Source organism: Bradyrhizobium sp. 186, assembly GCF_023101685.1.
Taxonomy (GTDB): domain Bacteria; phylum Pseudomonadota; class Alphaproteobacteria; order Rhizobiales; family Xanthobacteraceae; genus Bradyrhizobium.
Genome location: NZ_CP082164.1, coordinates 58154 through 82760, shown reverse-complemented (window position 1 = coordinate 82760; position 24607 = coordinate 58154). Strand labels below are relative to the sequence as shown.

The 24607-nt window shown below is 64.9% G+C and carries 21 protein-coding genes and 1 tRNA gene; 11 read left to right on the top strand and 11 right to left on the bottom strand.

Annotated elements, in window-relative coordinates:
• Positions 1-78 precede the first annotated feature (78 nt).
• The gene (locus IVB18_RS00390; RefSeq protein ID WP_247987383.1) at positions 79-288 is read right to left on the bottom strand and encodes a hypothetical protein; all 210 of its coding nucleotides are present in this window, start codon (positions 286-288) and stop codon (positions 79-81) included.
• Between the two features lie 165 nt (positions 289-453).
• The gene (locus IVB18_RS00385; protein ID WP_247987382.1) at positions 454-777 is read right to left on the bottom strand and encodes a hypothetical protein; all 324 of its coding nucleotides are present in this window, start codon (positions 775-777) and stop codon (positions 454-456) included.
• A gap of 251 nt (positions 778-1028) precedes the next feature.
• On the opposite strand from IVB18_RS00385, the gene IVB18_RS00380 reads away from it, so the two are divergent.
• Complete coding sequence (locus IVB18_RS00380; RefSeq protein WP_247987381.1) at positions 1029-2072, top strand: polysaccharide deacetylase family protein; 1044 nt, start codon at positions 1029-1031, stop codon at positions 2070-2072.
• Between the two features lie 142 nt (positions 2073-2214).
• Here the strand turns inward: IVB18_RS00380 and IVB18_RS00375 are convergent, their stop codons facing one another.
• From IVB18_RS00375 to IVB18_RS00350, 6 genes are all read right to left on the bottom strand, one after another.
• Positions 2215-2580, bottom strand: coding sequence for a hypothetical protein (locus IVB18_RS00375; protein WP_247987380.1), 366 nt, complete (start codon positions 2578-2580; stop codon positions 2215-2217).
• 102 nt (positions 2581-2682) lie between these two features.
• Positions 2683-5046 (bottom strand): hypothetical protein, encoded by a 2364-nt coding sequence (locus tag IVB18_RS00370; protein WP_247987379.1) that lies wholly within the window; start codon positions 5044-5046, stop codon positions 2683-2685.
• 170 nt (positions 5047-5216) lie between these two features.
• Positions 5217-5292: transfer RNA gene (locus IVB18_RS00365), tRNA-Thr, on the bottom strand.
• 100 nt (positions 5293-5392) lie between these two features.
• A complete protein-coding gene (locus tag IVB18_RS00360) occupies positions 5393-7162 on the bottom strand; it encodes a heme biosynthesis HemY N-terminal domain-containing protein (protein WP_247987378.1) in 1770 nt (589 codons plus the stop codon).
• Positions 7163-7197: 35 nt separating this feature from the next.
• Entirely contained in the window at positions 7198-8397 is a 1200-nt protein-coding gene (locus IVB18_RS00355) for a hypothetical protein (RefSeq protein ID WP_247987377.1), read from the bottom strand.
• A gap of 78 nt (positions 8398-8475) precedes the next feature.
• On the bottom strand, positions 8476-9222 hold the full coding sequence (locus IVB18_RS00350; RefSeq protein ID WP_247987376.1) for a uroporphyrinogen-III synthase: 747 nt from the start codon (positions 9220-9222) through the stop codon (positions 8476-8478).
• 152 nt (positions 9223-9374) lie between these two features.
• On the opposite strand from IVB18_RS00350, the gene tsaD reads away from it, so the two are divergent.
• From tsaD to IVB18_RS00335, 3 genes are all read left to right on the top strand, one after another.
• Positions 9375-10448 (top strand): tRNA (adenosine(37)-N6)-threonylcarbamoyltransferase complex transferase subunit TsaD, encoded by a 1074-nt coding sequence (gene tsaD, locus IVB18_RS00345; protein WP_247987375.1) that lies wholly within the window; start codon positions 9375-9377, stop codon positions 10446-10448.
• Between the two features lie 4 nt (positions 10449-10452).
• Positions 10453-11433 (top strand): NAD(P)H-dependent glycerol-3-phosphate dehydrogenase, encoded by a 981-nt coding sequence (locus tag IVB18_RS00340; RefSeq protein WP_247987374.1) that lies wholly within the window; start codon positions 10453-10455, stop codon positions 11431-11433.
• A gap of 115 nt (positions 11434-11548) precedes the next feature.
• Entirely contained in the window at positions 11549-11962 is a 414-nt protein-coding gene (locus IVB18_RS00335) for an EVE domain-containing protein (RefSeq protein WP_247991928.1), read from the top strand.
• A gap of 23 nt (positions 11963-11985) precedes the next feature.
• Here the strand turns inward: IVB18_RS00335 and IVB18_RS00330 are convergent, their stop codons facing one another.
• Positions 11986-13065 carry an adenylate/guanylate cyclase domain-containing protein gene (locus tag IVB18_RS00330; RefSeq protein WP_247991927.1) on the bottom strand — a complete coding sequence of 360 codons (1080 nt, stop codon included), beginning with the start codon at positions 13063-13065 and terminating at the stop codon, positions 11986-11988.
• Positions 13066-13166: 101 nt separating this feature from the next.
• Between IVB18_RS00330 and IVB18_RS00325 the strand changes: the two genes are divergently transcribed.
• Positions 13167-13622 (top strand): SRPBCC family protein, encoded by a 456-nt coding sequence (locus tag IVB18_RS00325; protein ID WP_247987373.1) that lies wholly within the window; start codon positions 13167-13169, stop codon positions 13620-13622.
• An 11-nt stretch (positions 13623-13633) separates the two neighbouring features.
• Here the strand turns inward: IVB18_RS00325 and IVB18_RS00320 are convergent, their stop codons facing one another.
• Positions 13634-14803: a DNA topoisomerase IB gene (locus tag IVB18_RS00320; RefSeq protein WP_247987372.1), complete on the bottom strand. Its 1170-nt coding sequence runs from the start codon at positions 14801-14803 to the stop codon at positions 13634-13636.
• A gap of 402 nt (positions 14804-15205) precedes the next feature.
• Between IVB18_RS00320 and acs the strand changes: the two genes are divergently transcribed.
• Complete coding sequence (gene acs / locus IVB18_RS00315; protein WP_247987371.1) at positions 15206-17158, top strand: acetate--CoA ligase; 1953 nt, start codon at positions 15206-15208, stop codon at positions 17156-17158.
• Positions 17159-17468: 310 nt separating this feature from the next.
• On the top strand, positions 17469-17984 hold the full coding sequence (locus IVB18_RS00310) for a L,D-transpeptidase (RefSeq protein WP_247987370.1): 516 nt from the start codon (positions 17469-17471) through the stop codon (positions 17982-17984).
• Between the two features lie 52 nt (positions 17985-18036).
• On the opposite strand, the gene IVB18_RS00305 is transcribed toward IVB18_RS00310, so the two are convergent.
• Positions 18037-18621 carry a thermonuclease family protein gene (locus IVB18_RS00305; RefSeq protein ID WP_247987369.1) on the bottom strand — a complete coding sequence of 195 codons (585 nt, stop codon included), beginning with the start codon at positions 18619-18621 and terminating at the stop codon, positions 18037-18039.
• A gap of 211 nt (positions 18622-18832) precedes the next feature.
• On the opposite strand from IVB18_RS00305, the gene IVB18_RS00300 reads away from it, so the two are divergent.
• The 4 genes from IVB18_RS00300 to cysC all read left to right on the top strand — a co-directional run bounded on the left by IVB18_RS00300 (position 18833) and on the right by cysC (position 24593).
• Positions 18833-20551 carry a methyl-accepting chemotaxis protein gene (locus IVB18_RS00300; RefSeq protein WP_247987368.1) on the top strand — a complete coding sequence of 573 codons (1719 nt, stop codon included), beginning with the start codon at positions 18833-18835 and terminating at the stop codon, positions 20549-20551.
• A gap of 162 nt (positions 20552-20713) precedes the next feature.
• Positions 20714-21733 carry a sulfotransferase family protein gene (locus tag IVB18_RS00295; RefSeq protein WP_247987367.1) on the top strand — a complete coding sequence of 340 codons (1020 nt, stop codon included), beginning with the start codon at positions 20714-20716 and terminating at the stop codon, positions 21731-21733.
• A 5-nt stretch (positions 21734-21738) separates the two neighbouring features.
• Positions 21739-22698 carry a sulfate adenylyltransferase subunit CysD gene (cysD, locus tag IVB18_RS00290; protein ID WP_247987366.1) on the top strand — a complete coding sequence of 320 codons (960 nt, stop codon included), beginning with the start codon at positions 21739-21741 and terminating at the stop codon, positions 22696-22698.
• Positions 22698-24593, top strand: a complete 1896-nt coding sequence (cysC, locus tag IVB18_RS00285; protein WP_247987365.1) for an adenylyl-sulfate kinase — start codon at positions 22698-22700, stop codon at positions 24591-24593. The genes cysD and cysC overlap by 1 nt, the downstream gene beginning before the upstream one ends.
• Positions 24594-24607: the final 14 nt, after the last annotated feature.

The window sequence follows — 24607 nt, the reverse complement described above, 5'->3', positions numbered from 1 at the left end:
CGAAGCGCAATCCGGGGTGATCTCACCGCGCGGACAGGACCTGGATTACGCTTCGCTCCATCCGGGCTACGAAAATACTCACTGCCCGTGGTCGATCAGCACCTTGTCGCAGGCCTTACTCAGGCGGGTGCGATGCTCTTTCAGGCAGGCGAGCACGGCCTGATCGCCATTGTTCATCACGGGACGGCAGAAGCGTGTGACATCGCGTGCGCAGGCGTCGTGCCCCTGCTGCGCGGATGCGCTCGCTGCGAACAACATGAATGGAAAAATGAAAAGAAATCTGGTCATCGCGTAATGCCTCTTACCCGAAAGATGTGCGGGCGAAGCTAGAGCGACGATCCCGGGGCCGCAACGGCTTTATTGACAGGCTGCATCTGCGCCGCCGCGTGGCCCCGGCTTGACGCCGGGGACACATCGCGAGGGAGCTTGAAGGATGCAACGATCGTTGCGCGCTTACTGACTGTCCTGGGCGTTAGCGACCTTGCGCGACGCGCCCTTGGCGAGGTCCTTGTCCATCACCGCGCGGCAACCGACGCTCAGGTCGGAGCGATGCTTCACCATGCACGCCGTGATCTTCGGGATGTTGGGGATTTCCGACGAGCACAGGCGGAAGGCGTCGCCAGTGCACATCTGCTGCGCTTCGGACGAGAAGGCGAAGCTCGAGCTGGTCGAGATGATCGAGACGATGGCGGCAAAGCCCAGAGCCAGGCTGGTGTCGCGGATCTTGGCGGTCAGGGACGTGGTATTCAGAGACTTGCCGTTCAGAGACTTGGTCATTTGAAGCTCCCATTGGCACGCCGGAGCGGGCCCGTTGTTGATGGGAGCTACGATGCTCCACGAAAGTCCTTTCCACTGTGATGACGGTCACGGGAGGCTCCCCCACTGTGACATCGGTCACCTTGGCGCACTCCCCTGAAATTCCTCCTCTTCCGCCGTCGTGTTGGTGTCACGTTAACTGTTCCTTCGCATTAATAGCCGGGCGCGCGGGAAATTCCGCCGGTTTGGTTGCGTAATTGGAAAGAATAGCGATGCGTAATGCGTTAGGCCTGATGCTGGCCAGTGTAGTTGCGGCGGTCGTGATCGCCGCCGGCGGTTGGTTTTATTATTCCTCGCGCGCCGATCAGGCCGCTCCCAAGACAATTGCCGCCCGTGCCGCCGATCCTCTGCCGGCACCGGCGAAGCTTGCCGCCAAGGATGACGTCGAGACCACCGCGACGATCGCGGGCAAGCCGACGACACCTGTCGCGACGCCTACACCGGCCGCCCCGGTGCAGCAGAAGTCGACCTGCGCCAATCCGAACGCGCTCGGCGTGGCCCGCGTGGTCGAGATCGACACCACCGGCGGACCCGGCTTCGGCTTCGAGCACTTCAAGCAGTTCGACTTCCTCACCGACAAGGAGGTCGTGCTGACCTTCGACGACGGTCCCTGGCCGAACAACACGCCGGCCGTGCTGAAGGCACTCGCCGACGAATGCACCAAGGGCCTGTTCTTCGCCGTCGGCAAGCACGCGACCTATCACCCCGAAATCCTGCGCCAGGTGCTGGCCCAGGGCCACACGGTCGGCACCCACACCTGGTCTCACGTCAATCTCAACGGCAAGAAGATGACGGAGCAACAGGCCAAGGACGAGGTCGAGAAGGGCTTTAGCGCGGTGAAATTCGCGCTCGGCACCAACCCGGCGCCGTTCTTCCGCTTCCCGCAGCTCCAGCACAATCCGGCGATTGTGACCTATTTCGGCACTCGCAACGTCGCGATGTTTTCGACCGACCTCGACTCCTTCGATTTTCGCAAGGAGAGCACGCCGGACAAGATCGTCAGCAACGTGATGACCAAGCTCGACAAGCTCGGCAAGGGCATCATCCTGATGCACGATTTCCAGAAGCACACCGCCGAAGCGATGCCGACGCTGCTCGCGCGCCTGAAGGCCGGCGGCTACAGGGTCGTGCAAATGAAGGCCAAGACGACGTTCCAGACGCTGCCGGAATATGACGAGGCGCTGCTGAAGGATCTGAAGGTGCCGACATCGAGCGCACGTCCGATCGCGAGCGTGGTGCAGACGGTCTCGCAGTAACGGATTAGATCGCTATCTGAGTGTTTCAAGTGACGTCATGGCCGGGCTTGTCCCGGCCATCCACGTTCTTGGGCGCGCGCAGACGTGGATGCCCGAGACAAGCCCGGGCATGACGGAATATGTGGCGCCCGACGAGCACGCCTTACCAATAAATGCCGTGGCGATGCAGCTCGCCGATGATACGGCCTTCGGTCCAGTAGCGCTTGTGCTTCGGCTTGTCCGCCTTCGCCATGGTCTTGGCGGCGGGCGTGGCCGTCGTCGCGGGCGCCGAAGTGGTTGTGGTAGGCGCTACAGGCGCAGCGGTCGAAACCGCCGGCGGACGATCGAGATATTTCGGAACTTCGGTGACTGGCGCGGCTTCGCTCACCTGTGTCGTGGCAGTGGCCGTCGTGATTTGCGGAACCGAGGCGTGCTCGTTGGCCGCAGCCAGCGACAGGCTGCGCGGGCCGGCGGCTTGGGCAGAGGCCGAGACCAGGACCAGGGCGGCAACCAGAATGATCTTGCGCATGTGAAATCTCCCCGTGTTGGCGCGAGGGGACACTAGGTGAACAGCGTTTGAGGTAATGTGATGCGGATCACGCGGGCGGCGTCCCTTGCATCTGTTCATTCATTATCGGCGAACACTCAGCTCCCTGATCGCGAAACCGAGGTCTCGGGGATCGCCCGGAAAACGCGTGGCGGCATTGGTGTCCAACTCGACCAGGAGAGCCTCATCGCGTGCAAACTGATCCAACGGGAAAGACAAAGGGCCTGCAGGCACGACGCCTTTGTAGACCCCGCGTCCATTGATCTTGATTAGGAATTCGTTGCCGGAGATCGGCATGGGCCACAATTCAAGCTTCAATGTGCGTGCCGGAGTCACAGGCTTGTTCGGAATCTCGAGGCGCGCGTTCGGTGATGCCCATTGAAGCGCGCCTCCAGGGGTCATTTCCTTGCCGAAAAGACCGCGCGTTGCGATCCCTGGCGGGGCTTCCGTACCGACCTCAAGCACATTGCGCTTCCCATCCAGGAATTCACGCGACGACCGGTCTGTGGCCACGGATATCAGCCGCTGCCCCGGATTGGCGATGAGCCGCTCGGACGCCACCAGACAGTCGAACTTTTCAAAACCCTCAGGAAAATACGCTCGCCCGGGCCTATCGGGCCAGGACAGGATCCGCGGCGCTGCCCAGGGTACCCGAAGCTCCGCTGCGAGCCGGCGCAGCAAATTGTGCATCATCGGATTGGCAACGTCGATGACGAGCCCGTTGCAGCTCCTGATTTCCGCGGACAAGCGGTTGTAATCCCAGTCGAGAGACGCCTTTTGCGCGTTGACCTGCACGGCGGCGGTCGGAAGACCGGGAATACCCGCGCCAACCGCTTGCATGACCAACAGCGGCCGCAATACGCCAAGGGCAAGGTGAACAGTTACGACGACACAAACGGCGGCAACAGCGCCTGGATCCCACCGCTTCGCGGCCATGGGAGCAATGACAAGTACGAAGAGCATCGGCGCCGCCATTGCCATGCCCTTGCCCGCCGCCCACCCATGCCCGGCCGTCAGGATGGCAATCGGCACGAGGCATCCGACCAGGCTGCCTGCCAGAAGCCGCGCGGCGCTTCCGCCCGGCTCGGCGTGCCAAATGGTCCACGACGTCCTTGCGATGCCCCTCAACAGCACGAACAAAAAGCCATAGAGCAGCAATTTCCACACGACCGCGATCCCGGCAGGCCACCCCGCGGACGGCAGCACCGCATATAGGCCGAGACCAGCAACCACGGATTCGACGGGCAATGAGAACCAGGCGTTCGCCAGTTCTCCGAAACTGCTGTCGGGACTGGCGATGACATCGAGAAAGTTCGCGTCACTGCCGAACAGGTAACGTTGATAATACTTCCACCAGTCGGGCGCGTCGGTGGCTGCACGAGTCAACTGCCGGACGACGTAGGCAACCGTACCAGACCAGAGAGGAATGCACAGGAGCAACGATACTCCTACACCTGCTGTCAAGCCTGGCGCAGCCACAGGCAGGGCCTTGCGAGATGCCGGATGGCAGCACGCCATCACGACCGCGACAGCGGCGGCAGGACCGTAGATCGTCAGCGATTCCGGATAGAGAAAGAACGCACCTGTCATCAGCGCCGCAAAGATCGCTGCCAGCCGTATGATCGAGCCGGGCATCTGCCCAAAGCGATTGTTGTCGAAGGCGAACGCAACGAATGCGAGGAGAAGCAGGAAGATTGGCTGCGTCGCAAGTTGAGACCAGGCGTTGATATCAAATACGTACTGCTCGAAGAATCCGATCGTAAGTGCCGCGGCGCACGCAAATGCCAGCCAGCGCCGCATCGAGAGCGCGTTGACAAAGACGAACAGCGCCGCAAACAACATGTTGAGCTGCATGCCGACCATATACGGATAGGTGCAGTCAACGACGTCGCCGCCGCTCACGGCGGCGACGGCAGCATGTATCATCGACACGGCGCCGCGATAGTCGACGAACCACAGCGCCAGCACTGACAATGGATCGGACTTCGCATTATCCGCCCCCTGGACGACCAGGGCTGCGTAATCAAGCACGCGATACGAAGCCGAGGAGCCCAAGTACAACATGTGATCGTAGACATTCGCCTGGAAAACGCGGAAGCGCGCGCCTCCAGTCCACCCGGGTGCAAGACAAACCATCGCAACAACTGCAACCGCTATCGCCGTCACGAACCATCGTCCGGACGATGGCCTGGATCGCCGATGCAGCGCCGGAAAGCGCATTGCAGCAGCAGTGACAAGACCGACGATCGCCATCGCGGGCAGCGTGACCCACGGAGCCACGCCGGAGAGATACAGAACCGCGGTTCCGGCCGCGAGGAGGCCGAGGCCAAGCGGCGGCGCAAGCGCCCAGCGCACTTCAAAATGTTCCGACGGCAGAAGCAGGGAGAATGGAAGACCAATGGCTCCGCACGTCAGCGCGATAAGCCCAACTACCAGGATATCGTGCATGCTCCCTCGCGCCCCCGAGTTGCGAGTAGTTGCGGCTCTCCGGACGCGCTGTCAATCCAACTCAGGCTGCCAAGGCAGGTAGCGCGCGGGCGCGAAGCAACGCACCTCACGTGGCGTGAAATCTCAGGCGCAAGCTGTCTCGAGGGCTGTCGTCGCTTGAATCAAGGCGCTGGTGCCGCAAGAGGGATTCGAACCCCCGACCCCGTCATTACGAATGACGTGCTCTACCAACTGAGCTATTGCGGCGAACCCTGCCGGGGCCCGGGCGATGCCGACCCCGATACGCGCGCTCCTGATATCGGGCACGGCCCGAATTGGCAAGGACAAGGCGGGTCCGAAATGCGGCTTACGCGCCCCAGCGCGACCAGAATCCGCGCCAGCCACCGGCCTGGGCCTTGGGCGTGCCGATTTGTTCCGCAAATTCATCGCTCGGACCCTCGTCGTCGATGCCGGGATCGTCCGGGGCACGGACGATCGGGATGACAGCGGGGATCGGCACTGGGCCGGGCTTGCCGAGATCGGCGCGGGTCCGGAACACCGGCGTTGCCGCCGGCGGCGATGATTCGGCGGGCTCTGGAGCCGGGTTGACCGGCTCGGCGGGCGCTGCTGTGGCCTCTTTGGCGGGCGAAGGTGAGTTGTCCTGCTCGGCGGGGCTCGGTGCCAGCGCGGCCGGTTCCACCGGGCTCGCGGCAGGCGCCGTCACCCGCTTCGGCGGCGGGGCCGCGAGCATGGCTTCTTCGAAGGCCGAGGACTCGATCGTGGTGCTTCTGTCGGAGGGCAGGCTCGCAACCGGCGTCTGCCACTGGAAGGCGTCGAGCCGGCCGGTGACCGGGGAAACCGGGCGCCAGCGGTCGCTGACATAGCCGTCCGCAGTCCAGGCCGGATCGTGGCGGGCGCGCACCGCGCGCAAGGTCCAGGCGCGTGCGCGGCCGCCGTCGCCATGCTCGGTGCGCTCGATGTCCGCCATCAGCAGTGCGACACGCTGGGTCGGATCGTTGACGTAAGGCGCGAGCGCTTCGCGCGCACGAGCGAATTCCGAAGCATCGATTGCGGCGCGCGCGATCGCAAGCTGCCCTTCGAAGTGGCCGGACCTGTCGGCAGGCGTCTTGGCCGCAGGTGTCTTGGCCATAGGTGTCTTGGCCATAGGTGTCTTGGCCGCGAGCGTCTCGACCCGCTGCAAGCGTTGCCGCGCGGCATCGCCGAGCTTCACATGCGCATAGGCGTCCGCGAGATCGGGATGCGGATTGGCGAGCCAGGCGGCTTCCACCAGCTTCATGGCGCGGCGCACCTGATGCGCCTCGCTCTGGAACTTCGCGGCGAGCACCGCGGCCGGCACCAGCGTCGGAGCGAGCTTGACCGCCTCCATCACGCTCTCGCGCGCGACGTCGCGGTCCATGGTTTCCAATTCCAGCGCGCGGGCCGTGAGCAGCACGCCGCGCTGCCGGCGATAGGCCGCCTTGTCGATCAGGCCCGCGGACAGATTCGAGTCGAGAATCCCGAGCGCCCCGCTCCAGTCGCCGCGTGCGCAGCGAAAGCCGAGCACCGCATGCGAGGCCCAGGTCGAGGACGGCGACAGCTTGATCGCCTCCTCCGCGATCATCACGGCGCCGACCGCATCATCGGCGCGCTGCGCCTCGATGAACAGGCCGCGCAGGCCGAGCAGCCGCGTATCCGCGCGCTCGGCCATGGCGCGGAAGGCGCGCTGCGCCTCGTCGCGATTGCCCTCGAGCTGCGCCGACTGCGCATGCAGGAGAAGCGCGAGCGGATCGTTCGGCGCGTGGCGCCGCGCCGCCTCCGCATGCCGGCGGGCGAGCGCAGTGTCGCCATGGCCGATCGCGAGCAGGCCATGGGTGATGGCGTGGCGGCCGCGCGCGTGACGCTTTTCGTGGCGGCTGCGGCGCAGACGTCCCGGCGTACGCCAGATCGCACTCAACAGGCTCCAGGCGAATATTGCCGCGACCGCAACAAGGCCGAGCCCGAACGCGAACACCGGCACTGTCGTCTCTGCGCGCAAGCTGCCCCAGGTCAGGATGACATCGCCGGTCTGATCGGCGACCCAGGCCGCGCCGGCCGCCGCCAGCGCGATCAGAACAAGGAAGAGGACGATGCGAAGCATGGCGATCCCTATACGCGCAACTTATTGCGCGAACCTTATTGAGCAGGCTTGGTGATATCAGCCATGGCATCGTCGGCGAATTTACGGGACGCGGCGAGCGCCGCCTCGCGCACATCTGTCTTGTCGAGCCAGGCCTGTGCGGGGGCGCGATCGGCCTCGGACAGTGTCTTCAGCTCGCGCCGCGCCTCGACGAAATCGTTGCGCAGCGCCGCAGCCGTCACCCGCGCGACGATGGCGCCGCGATCATTGCCGACCCCGTCGGTACGCTCGATACGAACGAGCTTCGACGCCCCGGCCTGCAGACGCTCGACGATGCCGGTGCCGGTCTGCGCCTCCGCTGGAGGCGACAGTTTCGGCACAATGTTGAGGAGCTCGCGGCTCAGCGCGACCGGCGTCGGGATGCCTGACGATGCAAAAACGTCGAGCGGCTTCAGCACATCCGGCTTGGCCGCAAGCGACCGCGCCGCGGCCAGCTGCGATTCATAGGGATCACCATGGCGAACTGCGACGTCGAGCAAGGAGGCCGCCACCACGTGGCGCAGCGGCTTATCGTCCATTGTCTTGGCATCTGTCTTGGCATCGGCGATCTTCTCGCCCTTCTGCGCCAGTTCGGCGCGATCGGTCTTGCTGGCGCGTTCGAGCTGCGCGAGGCGGGCGTTGAGGGCTGCAAGATCGGGAGCAGCCGCCGCATCGCGGGGCGCGGACTTCACATCGTTCAACGCGCTCGCGGTCTTCTCTGACTGCGTGCGCAGATTGGCGATATCGCTGCGCAAGGCGCCAAGCGATTTTTCCAGCGTGTCGATCCGCGCGACCATCGCCGGATCGGTCGCGGGCTTGCCGACCTTGGCTTCGACCGCCGCGACGCGCCCATTCAGGCTATCGACAGTCGCGCTCGTAACTTGCGGAGCAGCCGGCGGCGCCTGCACGGCGGGCCAGCCCAGCATCCAGCCGACTGCAATCACGACCGCAGCGGCCACCGCGCCGGAGATTGGTGCAACGATCCAGGGCGACACCGGCGCGGAGGCGACGGCGGCCTGCGCCTCGGCTTCGGCCTTCTCGGATTTTGCCTGTTCAGGCTCGGCGTGTTCAGGCGCTGGCTGAGCCTGCGGCTCGTCCGCCACCTCTTGCGGCTGGGTGGAGACTTCGGTCGCCTCGAGGTCGATGGTGGGCGGGGCGCGCTTGGCACGGCCGGACTCGGGGGCCGATCCTGCGTCTTCAGGCTTGTCATCGGCCATCGTGACGGTTCCTCACACTTGCGTACCTTGCACAGATCCCTTGGGCGGACCCGGCTTTGTCGGATTCGGCCCGTCCTCTTACGCCAAACGGGTGCGCAAAGCACGCTCCAAGGCATCAAACAGGGCATTTTCGTCCGGTGTCGCGGCCACCAGAGCCTGTGACGCGCCGGCATCGCGCAGCACGCTCGCGACCGTCTCGGACAAGCAGCATTGCGGGATCGCCAGCGCCGAGATTTCGACGCCTTCGTCCCGCGCCGCCTCCAGGAAAGCCCGCGCACTGCGCCGGGAGTAATGCAGCACCGCCTCGATCCCATGAGCGGCAAAGCCTTCGCAGACCTCACGCGGCAGATGCTTGACCGGGGCCATGCGATAGGTGGTCTGCGTGACCACGTTGAATCCTTCGGCACCGAACTCGCCGCCGAGATCGCGCGACAAATCCGCGCCCGCCAGATAGAGCACCGTGCTCTTCTTCTTCAGCACCTTGTCGCGCGCGCTCTGCATCACCTTGTCGCGCAGAGCCACGGCATCGCCGCCGGCGACAATCACCTCGGCGAAACCGGCGTCGCGCGCCGCGGCTGCCGTATGCTCGCCGACCACGAACACAGGCAGCCTCAACAAATCGAGCTCCCGCAATTGTGGCGCGACCGCACGGATCGCATTGGCCGACGTGACGATGATGGCGCTGTAGTTCGCCTCGTTTTCGTCATGGAAGGGCACCGGTTCGAACTTGAGCACCGGCGCAAGCAACACCACATGACCCCGCGCACGCAGAGCGTCCGCAGTCGCCTCATTGTCGGGATGCGGCCGTGTGACAAGAATCGACATCGCTTGTGTTCCCTGGGCCGGGTGGCGGTGGCGCTTTCACGAGGATGGCTGCGCGTGGCGATTGCGCAAGCCGACCTTGGAATGCTACCGGACGTACCAGAACTCCGCTTTACGGATGAGCGCAAGGGCGCAAATTGGATAACAATTCGCCAATGCTGGTACTGGGCATCGAAACCACCTGCGACGAGACCGCGGCGGCGGTGATCGAGCGCGCGCCTGACGGCGGCGGCAAGATTCTCTCCAATATCGTGCGGTCGCAGGTCGAGGAGCATGCCCGTTTCGGAGGCGTGGTGCCGGAGATCGCCGCACGCGCGCATGTCGATCTGCTCGACGGCATCATCGACCGCGCCATGCACGACGCCGGCATCGGCTTCGCCCAGCTCAATGGCGTCGCGGCAGCCGCGGGGCCCGGGTTGATCGGCGGCGTCATCGTCGGGCTCACCACCGCGAAGGCGATCGCGATGGTGCACGACACGCCGCTGGTCGCGGTGAACCATCTGGAAGCGCATGCGCTGACGCCGCGCCTGACCGATGCGATCGAATTTCCTTATTGCCTGTTCCTCGCCTCAGGCGGCCACACCCAGATCGTCGCGGTTACAGGTGTCGGCCAGTATGTGCGGCTCGGCACCACCGTCGACGATGCGATCGGCGAGGCCTTTGACAAGATCGCGAAGATGCTGGGCCTGCCCTATCCCGGCGGCCCGCAGGTCGAGCGCGCCGCGGCAAGCGGCGATGCCACGCGCTTTGCCTTTCCGCGGCCGATGCAAGGACGCCCCGACGCCAATTTCTCGCTGTCGGGATTGAAAACGGCCGTGCGCAACGAGGCGAGCCGGATCACCGAGATCACGCCGCAGGACATCAACGATCTCTGTGCGAGCTTCCAGGCCGCCGTGCTGGACTCGACGACCGACCGGCTGAGCGTCGGCCTGAAGCTTTTCCGCGAACAGTTCGGCGCGCCGCATGCGCTGGTGGCTGCCGGCGGCGTCGCCGCCAATCAGGCGATCCGCGGCGCCCTGCATGACGTTGCCAGGCGGGCGAAGACCCAACTGATCATGCCGCCGCCTGCCCTCTGCACCGACAATGGCGCGATGATCGCCTGGGCCGGCGCCGAGCGCCTTGCGCTCGGCATGACCGATACGATGGAAGCCCAGCCCCACGCGCGTTGGCTGCTCGATGCCAACGCGACGGCGCCAGTGGGTTACGGCAACACCCGCGCAGGATTTTAGCGCGATGGCCCCGTTTCAATCCGTCGCGGTGATCGGTGCAGGCGCCTGGGGCACGGCGCTCGCAACCGTCGCGGCGCGCGCCGGGCGGAACGTCACGCTGTGGGCACGAAACGCCGAGCATGCGGCGCGGATCGCCGCGACCCGCGAGAATCCGCGGCTGCCCGGCGTGCGGTTGGCGCCCGAGATCGTCGTGACGCACGAGCTGGCGGAAGCCGCGCGCGCCGACATGCTGCTAATTGCAACGCCGGCGCAACACCTGCGCGGCGCGGCCAACATGCTGGCCTCGCATCTGACAAAAGCAGTGCCGGTCGTCGCCTGTGCCAAGGGCATCGAGCACGGTACCCACAAATTCATGACCGACGTGATCGCGGAAGCCGCCCCGCACACACAGCCAGGGATCCTGTCGGGCCCGAGCTTTGCCGACGACGTCGCGCGCGGTCTGCCGACGGCGGTGACGCTGGCAGCGAAGGATGAGGCGCTGGCGAGCAGCCTGGTCCAGGCACTGGGCTCGCCGACGTTCCGGCCCTATCACTCTACCGATGTCCGCGGCGTCGAGATCGGCGGCGCGGCCAAGAATGTGCTGGCGATCGCGGTCGGCATCGCGGTCGGCCGCAAGCTCGGCGCCTCGGCTCAAGCCGCGCTCACCACCCGCGGCTTTGCCGAGTTGACACGCCTGGGCCGCGCGATCGGCGCGCGCGGCGAGACGCTCGCCGGCCTTTCCGGTCTCGGCGATCTGATCCTGACCTGTTCGAGTCCGCAGTCACGCAACTTCGCGCTCGGTCTTGCGCTCGGCCGCGGCGAGCAACCGCCCGCCGGCAAGCTCGCCGAAGGGGAGTTCACCGCACCGGTGCTGATCGAGCTCGCAGCTTCGCAGAACATCGAGATGCCGGTATCGGAAGCGGTCGCTTCGATCCTGAGCGGCAGGAGCACGATCGACGCCGCGATCTCGGGACTTTTGACCCGCCCCTTCAAGGCAGAGGAATGACATCTTCCGTCATGCGCGCGCTTGTCGCGGGCATCCACGTCTTGATATTGAATACGGAAGCAGAGACGTGGATGGCCGGGACAAGCCCGGCCATGACGAACGGATAGGGCGCGCGATGAATTACTGGCTGGTGAAATCCGAACCATCGGTGTGGTCCTGGGACCAGCAGGTGGCGAAGGGCGCCAAGGGCGAGGCCTGGACCGGCGTGCGTAATTTCACCGCCCGCCTGAACCTCGTGAACATGAAGAAGGGCGACAAGGCGTTCTTCTATCATTCCAACGAGGGCAAGGAGATCGTCGGCATCGCGGAAGTTATCAAGGAAGCCTATCCCGATCCGACCGACAAGACCGAAAAATTCGTCTGCGTCGACATCAAGGCGGACAAGCCGTTGAAGACGCCGGTGACGATGGCCGCGGTCAAGGCCGAGAAGAAGCTGGCCGACATGGCGCTGGTGAAATACTCGCGCCTGTCGGTGCAGCCGGTGACGGCAGACGAGTGGAAGCTCGTCTGCAAGATGGGTGGGGTGTAGTCATCTGCGCTGGCGCCTGTCGCTTACGTCTCCGGCAGCGCAAAGGCCTCGCATGGCGCGGCGATGCCGCGCAGCGGATGCATCCCGAGCGTGACCAAGGGCATGTCCGTCTCGGCGGCAAGCGCGCCTGATATCAGCACGGTTTGGCCGAGCGGCTTGCATAATCCTTCGAGCCGGCTCACGAGATTGACCGCAGGCCCGATCGCCGTGAAATCGAGACGATTGGCGGCGCCGATATTGCCCCATAGCATCTCGCCGAGATGTAGCGCGGCGCCGAACGCCAGAGGTGGCAAGCCTTGGCCGCGGCGCTCTTCATTGAGATGAGCCATTCCGGCTTTGGCCGCGCTTGCCGCGCGCAAAGCTGAATCACATGAGCGCCGCCGGTCCGTGTCGACCACCGGAAAGATCGCCAGCACGCCGTCACCGATGAACTTCAGCACCTCGCCGCCGAAGGCGTGAACCGCACCGGCGATGCGATCGAACCAGGCGTCGAGCGCCGCGATGACGTCCGCGGGCGGATTGGTTTCCGACAAAATCGTGAAGCTGCGCAGATCGGCATAAAGCAACGCGGCCTGAATGGTCTCGCCGAGGTCGCGCCGCAACGGTGCCGCTAGCACCCGCTCCGCGCTGCGCTTGCCAAGATAGGCATCCAACGTCGCCCGCAACGTGGCGCGCGCGGCGAGCAGCGCGAGCGGTGTCGCGGCAAAGCGCGCGGCCTGGTGCAGTTGATCTATCTCGTGTGCGGCGAACGGACGCGGCCCGATCCAGCCGAGCAATGGCCCATCGGGCCGTCCGACGACGTCTTCGTGCATCTCGCCGCCTGCGATGTCTCGCAACCAACGGCGCCCGGCGTCGCTGGGCGGATCGGGAGCAAGTCCGCCTGGTGCAAAGCCCAGCGCTTCGATGACCTCGCCGCTCTCCGCGCGCCACAGCCAGGTCCGCCTCGCAATCAGTGGATGCGGCACCTCCAGCGTCAGGGCGCCGGCCGCAAGCGGCACGCCATCGGCAACCAGATGTGCGCCGAGTTCCGCGAGCAGGCGGTCGACCCGGGGGACATCGGAGGCGGCGTCGACAAGCCAAGCGAGCGTCGGGGAGAGTTGCATGCTCCAATGATGGCGAAGACGGACCCGCTTTGTCACGGGCAATCCTTGACGGGCCGCTTTGGCGCTGCCATCTGCCAGCTTTGGCCCAGGGATGATCGCCGATGACCGAGCCGTTCATTGTCCGACGCGAGACCCAGATCGCCGCCCCACGTGCCACCGTCTTCGCCTATTTGACCGACCCGGACAAAATCCTGGGCTGGATGGGGTCCGATGCGACCATGGAGCCGCATCCCGGCGGGCTCTACCTCCTCAAAGGCATCGGCGAGCGCGGCGGCGTGGCCCGCGGCGCCTTTCGCGAGGTCGTGCCGGTGCACCGTCTGGCCTACACGTTCGGATGGGATGCCGGCCAGAACGTGCCGCCCGGCTCAAGCCTGATCGAAATCGACCTGATCGAACGGGATGGCGGCACGCTGCTGCGCATGACCCATAGCGGGCTGCCGACCGAAGAACAGGCGGCCGCGCACGCGAAAGGCTGGGCGCACTATCTGGGACGGCTCACGATCGCAGCCGCGGGCGGCGATCCCGGTCCGGACAAGGGTGTTTCCGACAGGACGTAGTGCCGCGCGCCTCAGACCGCCGCGGTCGCCACCACCTGCGCCAAAAGCTGCTCGCGCCTGGCCTGCGAACGCTGGCCCTTCATTGTCGCGGCGAAGCGTTCGAGAATGCCGTCCTCGAATGCGGTAACGATGGTATCGTGAACGTAGCTCTTGCGGCAGATTGCCGGCGTGTTGGAGAGCTGGTCGGCTGCGCCGCGAATTGCTTCGAGCACCTGCTTCTTGCGGCCGCGCTGGCTGGTCGCCGGCGTAACCCGCGACAAAGATTCCACAACGACCGCAGACGCCATCAGCGTGCGAAAGTCCTTGAGCGAAATCTTGATGCCGGCGATCTCGCGCAGAAACGCGTTCACCTGGGTGGTGTTGACGGCGCGCACGATGCCGGAGGCATCGCGATACTGGAACATGCGCTTGCCGGGGACGCCGCGCAGGATGCCGATGGCGCGCACGAGCTTGGCCGCGTCGCACTCCTTCCGCACCGCCTTGCCGCCCTTCGCCTTGAAGGTCAGCACGAAACAGTCGTCCTCCAGCGTGACGTTGGACTTCAGCATCGTGGTGGCGCCGCGGGTGCCGTTGAGGCGGGCATAGGATTCATTGCCTGGACGGATCGCCGTGCGCGCGATCAGCTCGATCACGGCCGACAACGCGAATTCGCGCGTCGGCTCTTCGCCCGACAGGAACATCGAGACCTTGCGCCGGATCTTCGGCAGCGCGCCGACGAGCTTTTCCAGCCGATGCGCCTTGCGCTGCTCGCGGACCTTTTCCCAGTCGACGTGATAGCGATATTGCAACCGGCCCGCGGCATCGCGCCCGACCGCCTGGAGATGCAAGCTCGGATCGGCCGAATAGCGTACCTCGCGATAGGCCGGCGGCACCGCCATGGCATGCAGCCGGCGGATGGTGCGGGCGTCGCGGATATGCGCGCCGTTCGGGCGGACGAAGGAATAGCCCTTGCCGCGCTTGATGCGCCGAATCGTCAGCTCGTTCTGGTCGCCGAGCCGCAGGCCCAGTTCCTTGGCGATTGCCTCGACCGAGGTCGCGGGGGCCGTATCGAAGGCCTTTTTCGGGCTGGGACGCCTGAAACCAGACGGTTTCGGCCATTGTCCGAGGGCTTTGGCCAGTGCAACAGCGGTAGGATCAGCTGAAGCGGGCTGCATCGTCCCGAGATTCTGCTGATCTATCATAGTGTTATACCTTAGCCCTGCCTGTTATCGGTCAATGCAATTGTTCTGATTTTTGTTCCAGAGGCCTCGTTGGGGCCTCGGGTTGGCCATTTAGGGTGTTCCGAACCGCATTGCGAGTCCCGAATCAGTGAGGAGCGGTCTCTAAATACCACCAGCAGGCGCATGGGCCCCCTGCGCGGCCGGTTCCGGCGGTTTGGGTAAAGAGCCGGAAGGTGCCGTTTACGCCGGTTACCGACCCGGGCGAGCCGGACAAATCATCTTGATCCTCCGCATGGCCGCCCGCTCGCCGAAGGTCCAGCTTGTGCCGCTTGTCGGGTCCGGTTAGCCCGACGCATAATCGGCTCAAGATCAAAGTCGGCTCGCCGGTCGCTTGGGTTCGGCTTGCCGTAGGTGGAGGGAAACATGTCCGAGAAGATCTACGACGTCCCCGCGGAGTGGGCGAAGCGCGCCTGGATCGACCAGCCCAAGTACAAGGAGATGTACGCCCGCTCGATCTCGGACCCGAACGCTTTCTGGGCCGAACAGGCCAAGCGCATCGACTGGATGAAGGCGCCGACGAAGATCGAAAACGTGTCCTTCGCGCCTGGTAACATCTCGATCAAATGGTTCGAGGACGGCATCCTCAACGTCGCCTGGAACTGCATCGACCGCCACCTCGCCAAGCGAGCCAATCAGACCGCGCTCATCTGGGAGGGCGACGATCCCTCGCAATCCCGGCACATCACCTACAAGGAGCTGCACGACGAGGTCTGCCGGATGGCCAACATCCTGCGCACCCGCAACGTCAAGAAAGGCGACCGCGTCACCATCTACCTGCCGATGATTCCGGAAGCGGCCTACGCGATGCTGGCCTGCGCGCGGATCGGCGCCATCCATTCCGTGGTGTTCGCCGGCTTCTCGCCCGACAGCCTCGCCCAGCGCATCAACGACTGCCAATCCAAGGTGATCATCACCGCCGATGAAGGCCTGCGCGGCGGCAAGAAGGTGCCGCTGAAGGCCAATGTCGACGCCGCACTCGCCAAGGCTGACGGCGTCGACTGGGTCGTCGTGGTCAAGCGCACCGGCGGCAAGATCGACATGAACCCGACGCGCGACCTCTGGTACCACGAGGCCGCGGCGATGGTGACGACCGAATGCCCGGCTGAGCACATGCACGCTGAGGATCCCCTGTTCATCCTCTATACGTCAGGCTCGACCGGCCAGCCCAAGGGCGTGCTGCACACTTCGGCCGGCTATCTCGTATTCGCCGCGATGACGCATCAATACGTCTTCGACTATCACGATGGCGACATCTACTGGTGCACCGCCGACGTCGGCTGGGTCACCGGCCACAGCTACATTCTGTACGGGCCGCTGGCCAACGGCGCGACCACGCTGATGTTCGAGGGCGTGCCGAACTATCCGGACAATTCCAGGTTCTGGAACGTGATCGACAAGCACAAGGTCAATATCTTCTACACCGCCCCGACCGCGATCCGCGCCTTGATGCAGTCCGGCGATGAGCCCGTGAAGAAGACCTCGCGCGCCTCGCTCCGCCTGCTCGGCTCGGTCGGCGAGCCGATCAATCCCGAAGCCTGGGAGTGGTATCACCGCGTGGTCGGCGACGACCGCTGCCCGATCGTCGACACCTGGTGGCAGACCGAGACCGGCGGCATCTTGATCACGCCGTTGCCGGGCGCGACCAAACTGAAGCCGGGCTCGGCGACGCAGCCGTTCTTCGGCGTGGCGCCTGAGATCGTCGACGCCGACGGCAAGGTGCTGGACGGCGAGACGTCAGGCAATCTCTGCCTGACGCGGTCATGGCCGGGCCAGATGCGCACGGTCTATGGCGATCACGCCCGCTTCGAGCAGACCTATTTCTCGACCTACAAGGGCAAATACTTCACCGGCGACGGTTGCCGGCGCGATGCCGACGGCTATTACTGGATCACCGGCCGCGTCGACGACGTCATCAACGTCTCCGGCCACCGCATGGGCACCGCGGAAGTCGAGAGCGCGCTGGTCGCACATGAGAAGGTGTCGGAAGCCGCCGTGGTCGGCTTCCCGCACGACATCAAGGGCCAGGGCATCTACGCCTACGTCACCCTGATGGCCGGCGTCGAGCCGAACGAGGACCTGCGCAAGGAGCTCGTGACCTGGGTGCGCAAGGAGATCGGCCCGATCGCCTCGCCCGACCAGATCCAGTTCGCCCCCAGCCTGCCGAAAACCCGCTCCGGCAAGATCATGCGCCGCATCCTGCGCAAGATCGCCGAGGACGAGCCGGGCAGCCTGGGCGACACCTCGACCCTGGCCGATCCCGCCGTCGTCGATGACCTCGTCAAGAACCGGCAGAACAAGAAGCAGACGTCGGCCTGAACTCCTCATTCGTCATTCCGGGCGCGCGACAACGCGACCCGGAATGACGCCTCCAATTTGCAAGCCGTGCCGCCCTTTCAAAGAGTTGTCAGGACGCGCCCGGCCGGCTGCGCATCTTTCCCCCCGGGTGTTGTTTTCAGGTCATTTACTTTATTTCGAACATTTCCTTTGTTCCCCTGCTGGCTGGCTCTCGGCGGCCACGCGTGGAAACTATCCGGTTAACAGGCGCAGTTAAGAATGTTCGGCGAGCGGGCAATTGCCGGGTTCTGCGTAATTTTGGACGACCCGTTCGGGGCGAGGGGAAGCATTGATGTCGATGAGGATCGCTGTGGCGCTGGCCGCCACCATCGGGGCAGGGGTCTTGCTGTCGCCGGCGGCGCAGGCGCGGCCGGAAATCGTGGGGCTGCATTCGGGCGACTATTCGCCGGGCACCATCCTGGTCAAAACCAACGAGCGGCGGCTCTATCTCATTCTCGATAACGGCCACGCCGTGCGTTATCCGGTCGGCGTCGGCAAATCCGGCAAGCAATGGGCCGGCACCACCCGCATCGACGGCAAGTACCGTAACCCGGCCTGGTCGCCTCCGGCCGAAGTGAAGCGCGACAAGCCGCAGCTTCCCGACGTCATTCCGGGCGGATCGCCGCGCAATCCGATGGGCGTCGCCGCGATGACGCTGTCCGGCGGCGAATATGCGATCCATGGCACCAACGTGCCGGGCTCGGTCGGCGGCTTCGTCTCCTATGGCTGCATCCGCATGCTCAACGACGACATCACGGATCTCTACGGCCGCGTCTCCGTCGGCACGACGGTGGTCGTGGCGCGCTGATCGCCGGGATCAGATCAGGACAACGAGAGCCGCGTCGAACGACGCGGCTTTTTTATTGCCAGAAGCGCCAGCCCCGCGCGCACCAGCCGTCGCGATGGCCGCCATTGTAGCTGCGCGCATAGCCGCCTGCGAGCAGCACGGCCGAGACGCTGGCGGTGCGTTTGGTCGCAACGTCGGCGAGAACGCGTCCGTATTTGTCGGGGCCGAGATTGTAGATCGTGACGCCGCCCTGGCCGAGCAGGTTACGAAGCGCGGCGGCGGCGGCTTCAGCCTTGTCCAATTCTTCCTGGCAGGAGGCTTTCATCTCGGGTGCATCGATGCCGCGCAGGCGAACGCGTGCGACGAGGTCGCGGCCATCGCGTTGATGCACGCGCGCAACGAAGGTATCGCCGTCGATGGTGCGGATGACGTCGACCGTCTGGCGAATGTCGGGGTTGCCGGCCTGCTGGAGGATGATCTCGGCGTCCTGCGGCCGGCCGTCGGCTGCATGCGGAACGGGCCAGTTCGCTCCATGGCGAAAGGTGAGCACGACCGCCACCACGACACCAACCACGAACATCCACGGCACGAAGCGGCGGCCAAACGGCGAGCCGCCGAACTGCGGCCGATAGCCACCGGGTCGATCCTGGAAACGCATCAGGCCACGCTAGAGCTGAGTCGGGGAAACCGGCAAGCACAACGCACACATCGAAACCGGCCCTCGCGAGCATGGTCGTCTTTGGCATTCGGTGCCGTTGTTCCAGCAGAACTCATGCATCAGCCGTACTATTACGGCCACCCGCGAATCTTACCTAAATCTCAATCTTTGGTTGCGACTACCTGATGTGCGGCGGCGCAAGGAGATAGCGGTGGGGTCATTCAATTTTCGCATTGGAACAAAGCTCGGCATCGTCACCGGCATCAGCGTTCTGCTGGTCGGCGGCATCCTGGCCAACCAGATGCTCGGCAACCGGACGATCGCGGAATCCAACCGCCTGGTCATCGTCAACTACCTCAACAAGAGCAACGCGCAGGCGACTCAGACGGCGATGGCGCGGGCGCAGCTCGCCGCCATCGAGATCGGCTCGGCGCCGTCAGTCGAAGAGGTCGACAAGCTCCTCGACATTGTCCGCGCCCAGGCGACTGAGGCCGGTACGGAAATCAACGCCGCAACAGAACGGGCGACGCGGAAGGTCACACAGGATGCCTACCGTGAGACCAAGAAATTCGTGGACGCCTATCTGGCCAGTGCCGTCGAGCTGGCGGCGGCGCAACGGGCCGTCATCGGCGCGCCCGCTGGCGGCGCCAGGGCCGCGGCCGAAACGGCGAGGGCGAGCATTCTCTCAGAACATATGCGCCCGGCGGCCCGGGAAGTCAGCAAACGCATCGACGACCTGGTGGGCGTCGCCAACGAATTCGCGGTGCGACGCAAAGGCGAGTTGCTGGCGGAACTGGATCGTGTCGCCAGCTTCGCATTGATCGTCGGCGTATTCGTCGTGCTGATGTTGATCGGCTCCGCGGTCTTTTCGGTATTGAGCATCGCCCGGCCGATCCGGCGGATCGGCGACGTGCTCCTGCAACTCGCCGGTGGCAACAAGGCCGTCGAGATTCCCTACACCGCCCGCGGCGACGAAATCGGTGACAACGCCCGCGCGGCCCACACCTTCAAGGACAATCTGATTCGCATCGAGCAGATGGAGGCCGAGCAGAAGGATCAGGAAGCCGCTGCGGCCGCACGGCGCACGGATGAGATGATGAGCCTCGCCGGCGCGTTCGAAGCTGCGGTCGGCGGCATCATCGACTCGGTGTCGGCGGCCTCCCAGCAACTCGAATCCACCGCCGGCACACTGTCGGGGACCGCGGAAGAGACCGAACAGCTCTCCGGAATGGTGGCGGCAGCCTCCGAGGAAGCATCCGCCAATGTCGGAGCCGTGGCGTCCGCCGCCGAGGAAATGAGCGCGTCGGTGGTCGAGATCAGCCGGCAGGTCCACGATTCCAGCCGCATCGCCGGCGAGGCGGTGAAACAGGCCGAGCGCACCGACGCCCGGATCAACGAGTTGCTCAAGGCTGCGGGCCGGATCGGCGACGTCGTGAAATTGATCACGGCGATAGCCGAACAGACCAACCTTCTGGCGCTGAACGCCACCATCGAGGCGGCGCGCGCCGGCGAATCCGGCCGCGGGTTTGCCGTGGTGGCGAGCGAGGTCAAGGCGCTCGCGGCCCAGACCGCGAGAGCGACCGAGGAAATCGGCGCGCAGATCGCCGGCATGCAGACCGCGACGCAGGACTCCGTCGGCGCGATCAAGGAGATCGGCGCGACCATCGCCAGGATTTCGGACATCTCGACGACCATCGCTGCGACCATCGAGGAGCAGGGTGCTGCGACGTCCGAGATCGCTCGCAACGTCAGCGAAGCCGCGAAGGGAACGGTCGAGGTCGCCGACAAGATCGCCCAGGTCAGTCACGGTGCCAGCGCCACCGGCTCGGCTTCAGCACAAGTGCTGGCATCGGCGCGCTCGCTGTCCAGCGAAAGCGGTCTCTTGAAGGCGGAGGTCGAGAAATTCCTCCACACTGTGCGCGCCGCCTGAGCCCGCCAACAAAGCGGCGAGCACATCTTCGGTGCTCGCTCGCCCGACTGCACAGCCCCCCCGGGATCACACGGGTTTGACCGGCATCTCCGGCAACTATAGGTTGGAGATGAACTCGCGAGCAACTGCGCTTGCGGAACCTGCTCCAGCGAGCTTCCCGACATGAACATCGACGTGACCTCAGCCGATTCGCTCGAACGAATCGCCGACCTGGTTCGGCAGCAGCACGGTTCCCTTGACATCATGCCGCTTTCGCCAGTTGGCGAATTCCAGACCAGAACCGTCACGCTCGAAACGTTGATGCGCGAAGTAACGGAGTGCCTTGCCGAGGACTTCCGGCATCGCCCGGCGCAAGACTTCCCGATGCTTTATTTCGCATGCGGCAAGGCCCGGGTCGGATCGACAGCCCTGAGCAACCTGTTCGGCATGACCGGGATGCCCTCATATTATCAGCCGCTGAAGGCCATCCTGCGCGATGCGCTCGTCGGCCAATCGCTGACGCCCTGGATCGTGCCGTCAGCGACCGATGAGCCGAGTATCTTCAGCAAGGAGACGATCGGGCCCTACGTGCCCGCCGAGAGTCTGTTCAACCCGCTACAGCTATTGATCGAAGCAGGTTATCCGCGGCACCGACTGCACCTCATCATGCTCGATCGCGAGCCGGCAAGCGCCCTAGCGTCATGGCTCGAGAAGCTGATTTCTCGCGCGCCGGAAAGTACGTTGCTGCAGCATTATGTCATCGCCGCGCTCAGCGCGGTTCGGGTGGCAAGCTACGCGAAGCAACAGGGCGTTCCGGTCACTCACTACGTTTATGAGGTGAGCAAGGAGGCCATATCGTCGGTTCGTACCTTGTTCGACCGCCTTGGTCTTTCGACCAGCTTTACCGAAAATGCCGTGACGTCCTGGCGGGAGCCAGGACAAACGCAGGTGAACAACGCGCGCGTCATCTTCCCGAGCGAAGCGACGATCTACAAGGTGCCCAATCTGCACACCTCCGATACCGCCTATCGCTACCAGCGCCGCGCAACGGCCTCGCTGAGCGAAACCCAGATGAACATTCTGGAGCGCTGCGGGCTCAATGATGCCTATCGCGCCTCGGTCACGGCGTGCGCTCGCGATCTCGACCTGAGCGCGGCGACGTCGGCGCGCTTGTTCGGCGATTGGTTCGCTGCGGCCGCGTGATCACCATGCTGGACATTCCCACGATCGCCGAGCCTGCCCTCCCGGAAAGGACTGAGCAGGTCCGCAGCACCACCAGCCATCTTCGGCGCCTGGAAGCGGAAAGCATTCACATCCTGCGAGAGACGGCGGCCGAGTTTCGCAAACCGGTGATGCTGTATTCGATCGGCAAGGACTCTTCGGTGCTGCTGCACCTCGCGATGAAGGCGTTTCATCCCGGCAAGCCGCCGTTTCCGCTGCTGCACATCGATACGACCTGGAAGTTCCGCGAGATGATCGCGTTTCGCGACCGCCGCGCGCGCGAGCTCGACCTCGATCTGATCGTCCATGTCAATGACGGGGGCCGGAGCCAGGGTATCGATCCCTTCAGCCACGGCTCGGCCCGCTACACCGACGTCATGAAGACGCAGGCGTTGCGACAGGCGCTGGACCTCCACGGCTTCGACGCCGCGATCGGAGGCGCCCGGCGCGACGAGGAGAAGTCGCGCGCCAAGGAGCGCATCTTTTCGCACCGGAGCGCGGCGCATCGCTGGGATCCGAAAAACCAGCGGCCGGAATTGTGGAGTCTCTACAATACACTGCTCGCGCCTGGCGACAGCATGCGGGTGTTTCCGCTGTCGAACTGGACCGAGCTCGACGTCTGGGACTACATCCTGCTCGAGAACATCCCGATCGTTCCGCTCTATCTGGCCGCGCCGCGCCCAGTGGTCGAGCGCGACGGCACGCTGATCATGGTGGACGACGAACGGATGCCGCTGCGCTTCGACGAAGCGCCGCGATGGCGCTCGGTCAGGTTCCGCACCCTGGGCTGCTATCCCCTCACCGGCGCAACGATTTCGACGGCGGCAACCGTGCCGGAGATCGTGCGGGAGATGATGGCCTCACGCATCTCCGAACGGCAGGGACGCATGATCGACCGGGACAGTCCGGCGTCGATGGAGCGCAAGAAAGCGGAAGGCTACTTCTGATGTCCTATCACGAGGCACCCACGATCGCGGCGATCGATGCGCCGCGGCTGGAGCAGGACGACAGGCCGACGCTGCGTTTCGTCACTTGCGGCAGCGTCGACGACGGCAAGAGCACGTTGGTCGGCCGCCTGCTCTACGACTCCAAGACGCTGCTCGACGACCAGCTGGACGCGCTGGCCTCCGAGAGCAAGACCGCCGGCACCACCGGCGGCAATCTCGATTTCGCGCTTCTGGTCGACGGCTTGCAGGCCGAGCGCGAGCAGGGCATCACGATCGATGTCGCCTACCGGTTCTTCGCCACTCCGCTGCGACGGTTCATCGTCGCCGACACGCCGGGACATGCGCAGTATACGCGCAACATGGCAACCGGCGCGTCCAACGCGAATCTCGCCGTGGTGCTGGTCGACGCGCGTAAGGGCCTGATCACGCAGACCCGGCGCCACAGCCACATCCTGTCGCTTCTGGGAGTACGCCACGTCGTCCTCGCCGTGAACAAGATGGATCTGATCGGTTTTGACGGGGACCGCTATGCGGCCATTACCGCCGAATACCTGACCCTGGCGGGTCAGCTCGGAATCTCCCGGGTCCAATGCATCCCCGTCGTGGCGCCTGACGGCGACAACATCGTCGCCGCGAGCGCGCGCATGCCCTGGTACACGGGGCCGACCGTCACGGCGTATCTGGAATCGGTGGACGTGGCCGGCGACATCTCGCAGCGGCCGTTCCGGCTGCCGGTGCAATGGGTCAACCGGCCGCATGCGGAGTTTCGCGGCTTTTGCGGACGGATCGCCAGCGGTACGATTGCGACCGGCGAGGCGGTCAGCGTGCAGCCGTCGGGCCGTCTCACCCACGTCGCGCGCATTCTCACGCCCGGCGGCGAGCGCGATTGCGCCAACGCGGGCGAGTCGGTGACGCTCACGCTCACCGACGAGATCGACGTCAGCCGCGGCGACGTGCTGACGGCGGGACCCGCGCCGCAGGTTTCGGATCAACTGGCGGCCCATCTCGTCTGGTTCGATGACGACGCCATGATCGCGGGCTGGCGCTACATGCTCAAATGCGGCGCGGCCTCGACCGGCGCGGTGATCTCGACGCTCAAGCACCGCATCGCCATCGACACCATGGCGCAGGAAAGCGCCACGACGCTGGATGCAAACCAAATCGGCTACGTCCACCTCAATCTCGACCGCCCGCTGGTTTTCGAGGCTTATCGTGACGATCGCGAGATGGGCAGCTTCATCCTCATTGATCCGATCAGCCACCGTACCGCCGCGGCGGGAATGATCAACCTTTCGCTGCGCCGTGCCACCAACGTTCATCGGCAGCGGCTCTCCGTCGACAAGTCCGTGCGGGCGCGGCTCAAGCAGCAGCGGCCCTGCATACTCTGGTTCACGGGCCTGAGCGGCGCCGGCAAATCGACAATCGCCGATCTCGTCGACCGGCGGCTCGCCGAGCTCGGACGCCATGCCGCACTGCTCGACGGCGACAATCTCCGTCACGGCATCAATCGCGACCTCGGCTTTTCCAGCGCGGAGAGGATAGAGAACGTCCGGCGCGCCGCGGAGATCGCGGCGCTGTTCGTCGACGCCGGCATGATCGCACTGGTCGCGCTGATCTCGCCGTTCCGCAGCGTGCGCGAGATGGCGCGGCACCGGGTCGAGGCGGGCGAATTCATCGAGATCCATGTCGCGACCCCGCTGGCCGAATGCGAGCGCCGCGATCCCAAGGGCCTCTATCGCAAGGCGCGGGCAGGAGAACTGCTGGCCTTCACCGGGATCGACCATCCCTACGAGACGCCGCAGGCGCCGGAGATCACAATCGACACCTCGGAGCTCTCGACCGAAGCGGCCTGCGAGCACATCATCCGTTACTTGCAGGAGCATCGCTATCTGTAGCGGCTGGTCGCGGA

What these genes read in the sequence shown, in the direction of transcription:
- IVB18_RS00295 (WP_247987367.1), top strand. Translation starts at nt 20,714, where the DNA reads ATGAACATCGACGTGACCTCAGCCGATTCGCTCGAACGAATCGCCGAC.
- IVB18_RS00305 (WP_247987369.1), bottom strand. Translation starts at nt 18,621, where the DNA reads ATGCGTTTCCAGGATCGACCCGGTGGCTATCGGCCGCAGTTCGGCGGC.
- IVB18_RS00325 (WP_247987373.1), top strand. Translation starts at nt 13,167, where the DNA reads ATGACCGAGCCGTTCATTGTCCGACGCGAGACCCAGATCGCCGCCCCA.
- cysD (WP_247987366.1), top strand. Translation starts at nt 21,739, where the DNA reads ATGCTGGACATTCCCACGATCGCCGAGCCTGCCCTCCCGGAAAGGACT.
- IVB18_RS00385 (WP_247987382.1), bottom strand. Translation starts at nt 777, where the DNA reads ATGACCAAGTCTCTGAACGGCAAGTCTCTGAATACCACGTCCCTGACC.
- IVB18_RS00340 (WP_247987374.1), top strand. Translation starts at nt 10,453, where the DNA reads ATGGCCCCGTTTCAATCCGTCGCGGTGATCGGTGCAGGCGCCTGGGGC.
- IVB18_RS00390 (WP_247987383.1), bottom strand. Translation starts at nt 288, where the DNA reads ATGACCAGATTTCTTTTCATTTTTCCATTCATGTTGTTCGCAGCGAGC.
- IVB18_RS00355 (WP_247987377.1), bottom strand. Translation starts at nt 8,397, where the DNA reads ATGGCCGATGACAAGCCTGAAGACGCAGGATCGGCCCCCGAGTCCGGC.
- cysC (WP_247987365.1), top strand. Translation starts at nt 22,698, where the DNA reads ATGTCCTATCACGAGGCACCCACGATCGCGGCGATCGATGCGCCGCGG.
- IVB18_RS00330 (WP_247991927.1), bottom strand. Translation starts at nt 13,065, where the DNA reads ATGCAACTCTCCCCGACGCTCGCTTGGCTTGTCGACGCCGCCTCCGAT.
- tsaD (WP_247987375.1), top strand. Translation starts at nt 9,375, where the DNA reads ATGCTGGTACTGGGCATCGAAACCACCTGCGACGAGACCGCGGCGGCG.
- IVB18_RS00380 (WP_247987381.1), top strand. Translation starts at nt 1,029, where the DNA reads ATGCGTAATGCGTTAGGCCTGATGCTGGCCAGTGTAGTTGCGGCGGTC.
- IVB18_RS00360 (WP_247987378.1), bottom strand. Translation starts at nt 7,162, where the DNA reads ATGCTTCGCATCGTCCTCTTCCTTGTTCTGATCGCGCTGGCGGCGGCC.
- IVB18_RS00350 (WP_247987376.1), bottom strand. Translation starts at nt 9,222, where the DNA reads ATGTCGATTCTTGTCACACGGCCGCATCCCGACAATGAGGCGACTGCG.
- IVB18_RS00320 (WP_247987372.1), bottom strand. Translation starts at nt 14,803, where the DNA reads ATGATAGATCAGCAGAATCTCGGGACGATGCAGCCCGCTTCAGCTGAT.
- acs (WP_247987371.1), top strand. Translation starts at nt 15,206, where the DNA reads ATGTCCGAGAAGATCTACGACGTCCCCGCGGAGTGGGCGAAGCGCGCC.
- IVB18_RS00375 (WP_247987380.1), bottom strand. Translation starts at nt 2,580, where the DNA reads ATGCGCAAGATCATTCTGGTTGCCGCCCTGGTCCTGGTCTCGGCCTCT.
- IVB18_RS00335 (WP_247991928.1), top strand. Translation starts at nt 11,549, where the DNA reads ATGAATTACTGGCTGGTGAAATCCGAACCATCGGTGTGGTCCTGGGAC.
- IVB18_RS00370 (WP_247987379.1), bottom strand. Translation starts at nt 5,046, where the DNA reads ATGCACGATATCCTGGTAGTTGGGCTTATCGCGCTGACGTGCGGAGCC.
- IVB18_RS00310 (WP_247987370.1), top strand. Translation starts at nt 17,469, where the DNA reads ATGTCGATGAGGATCGCTGTGGCGCTGGCCGCCACCATCGGGGCAGGG.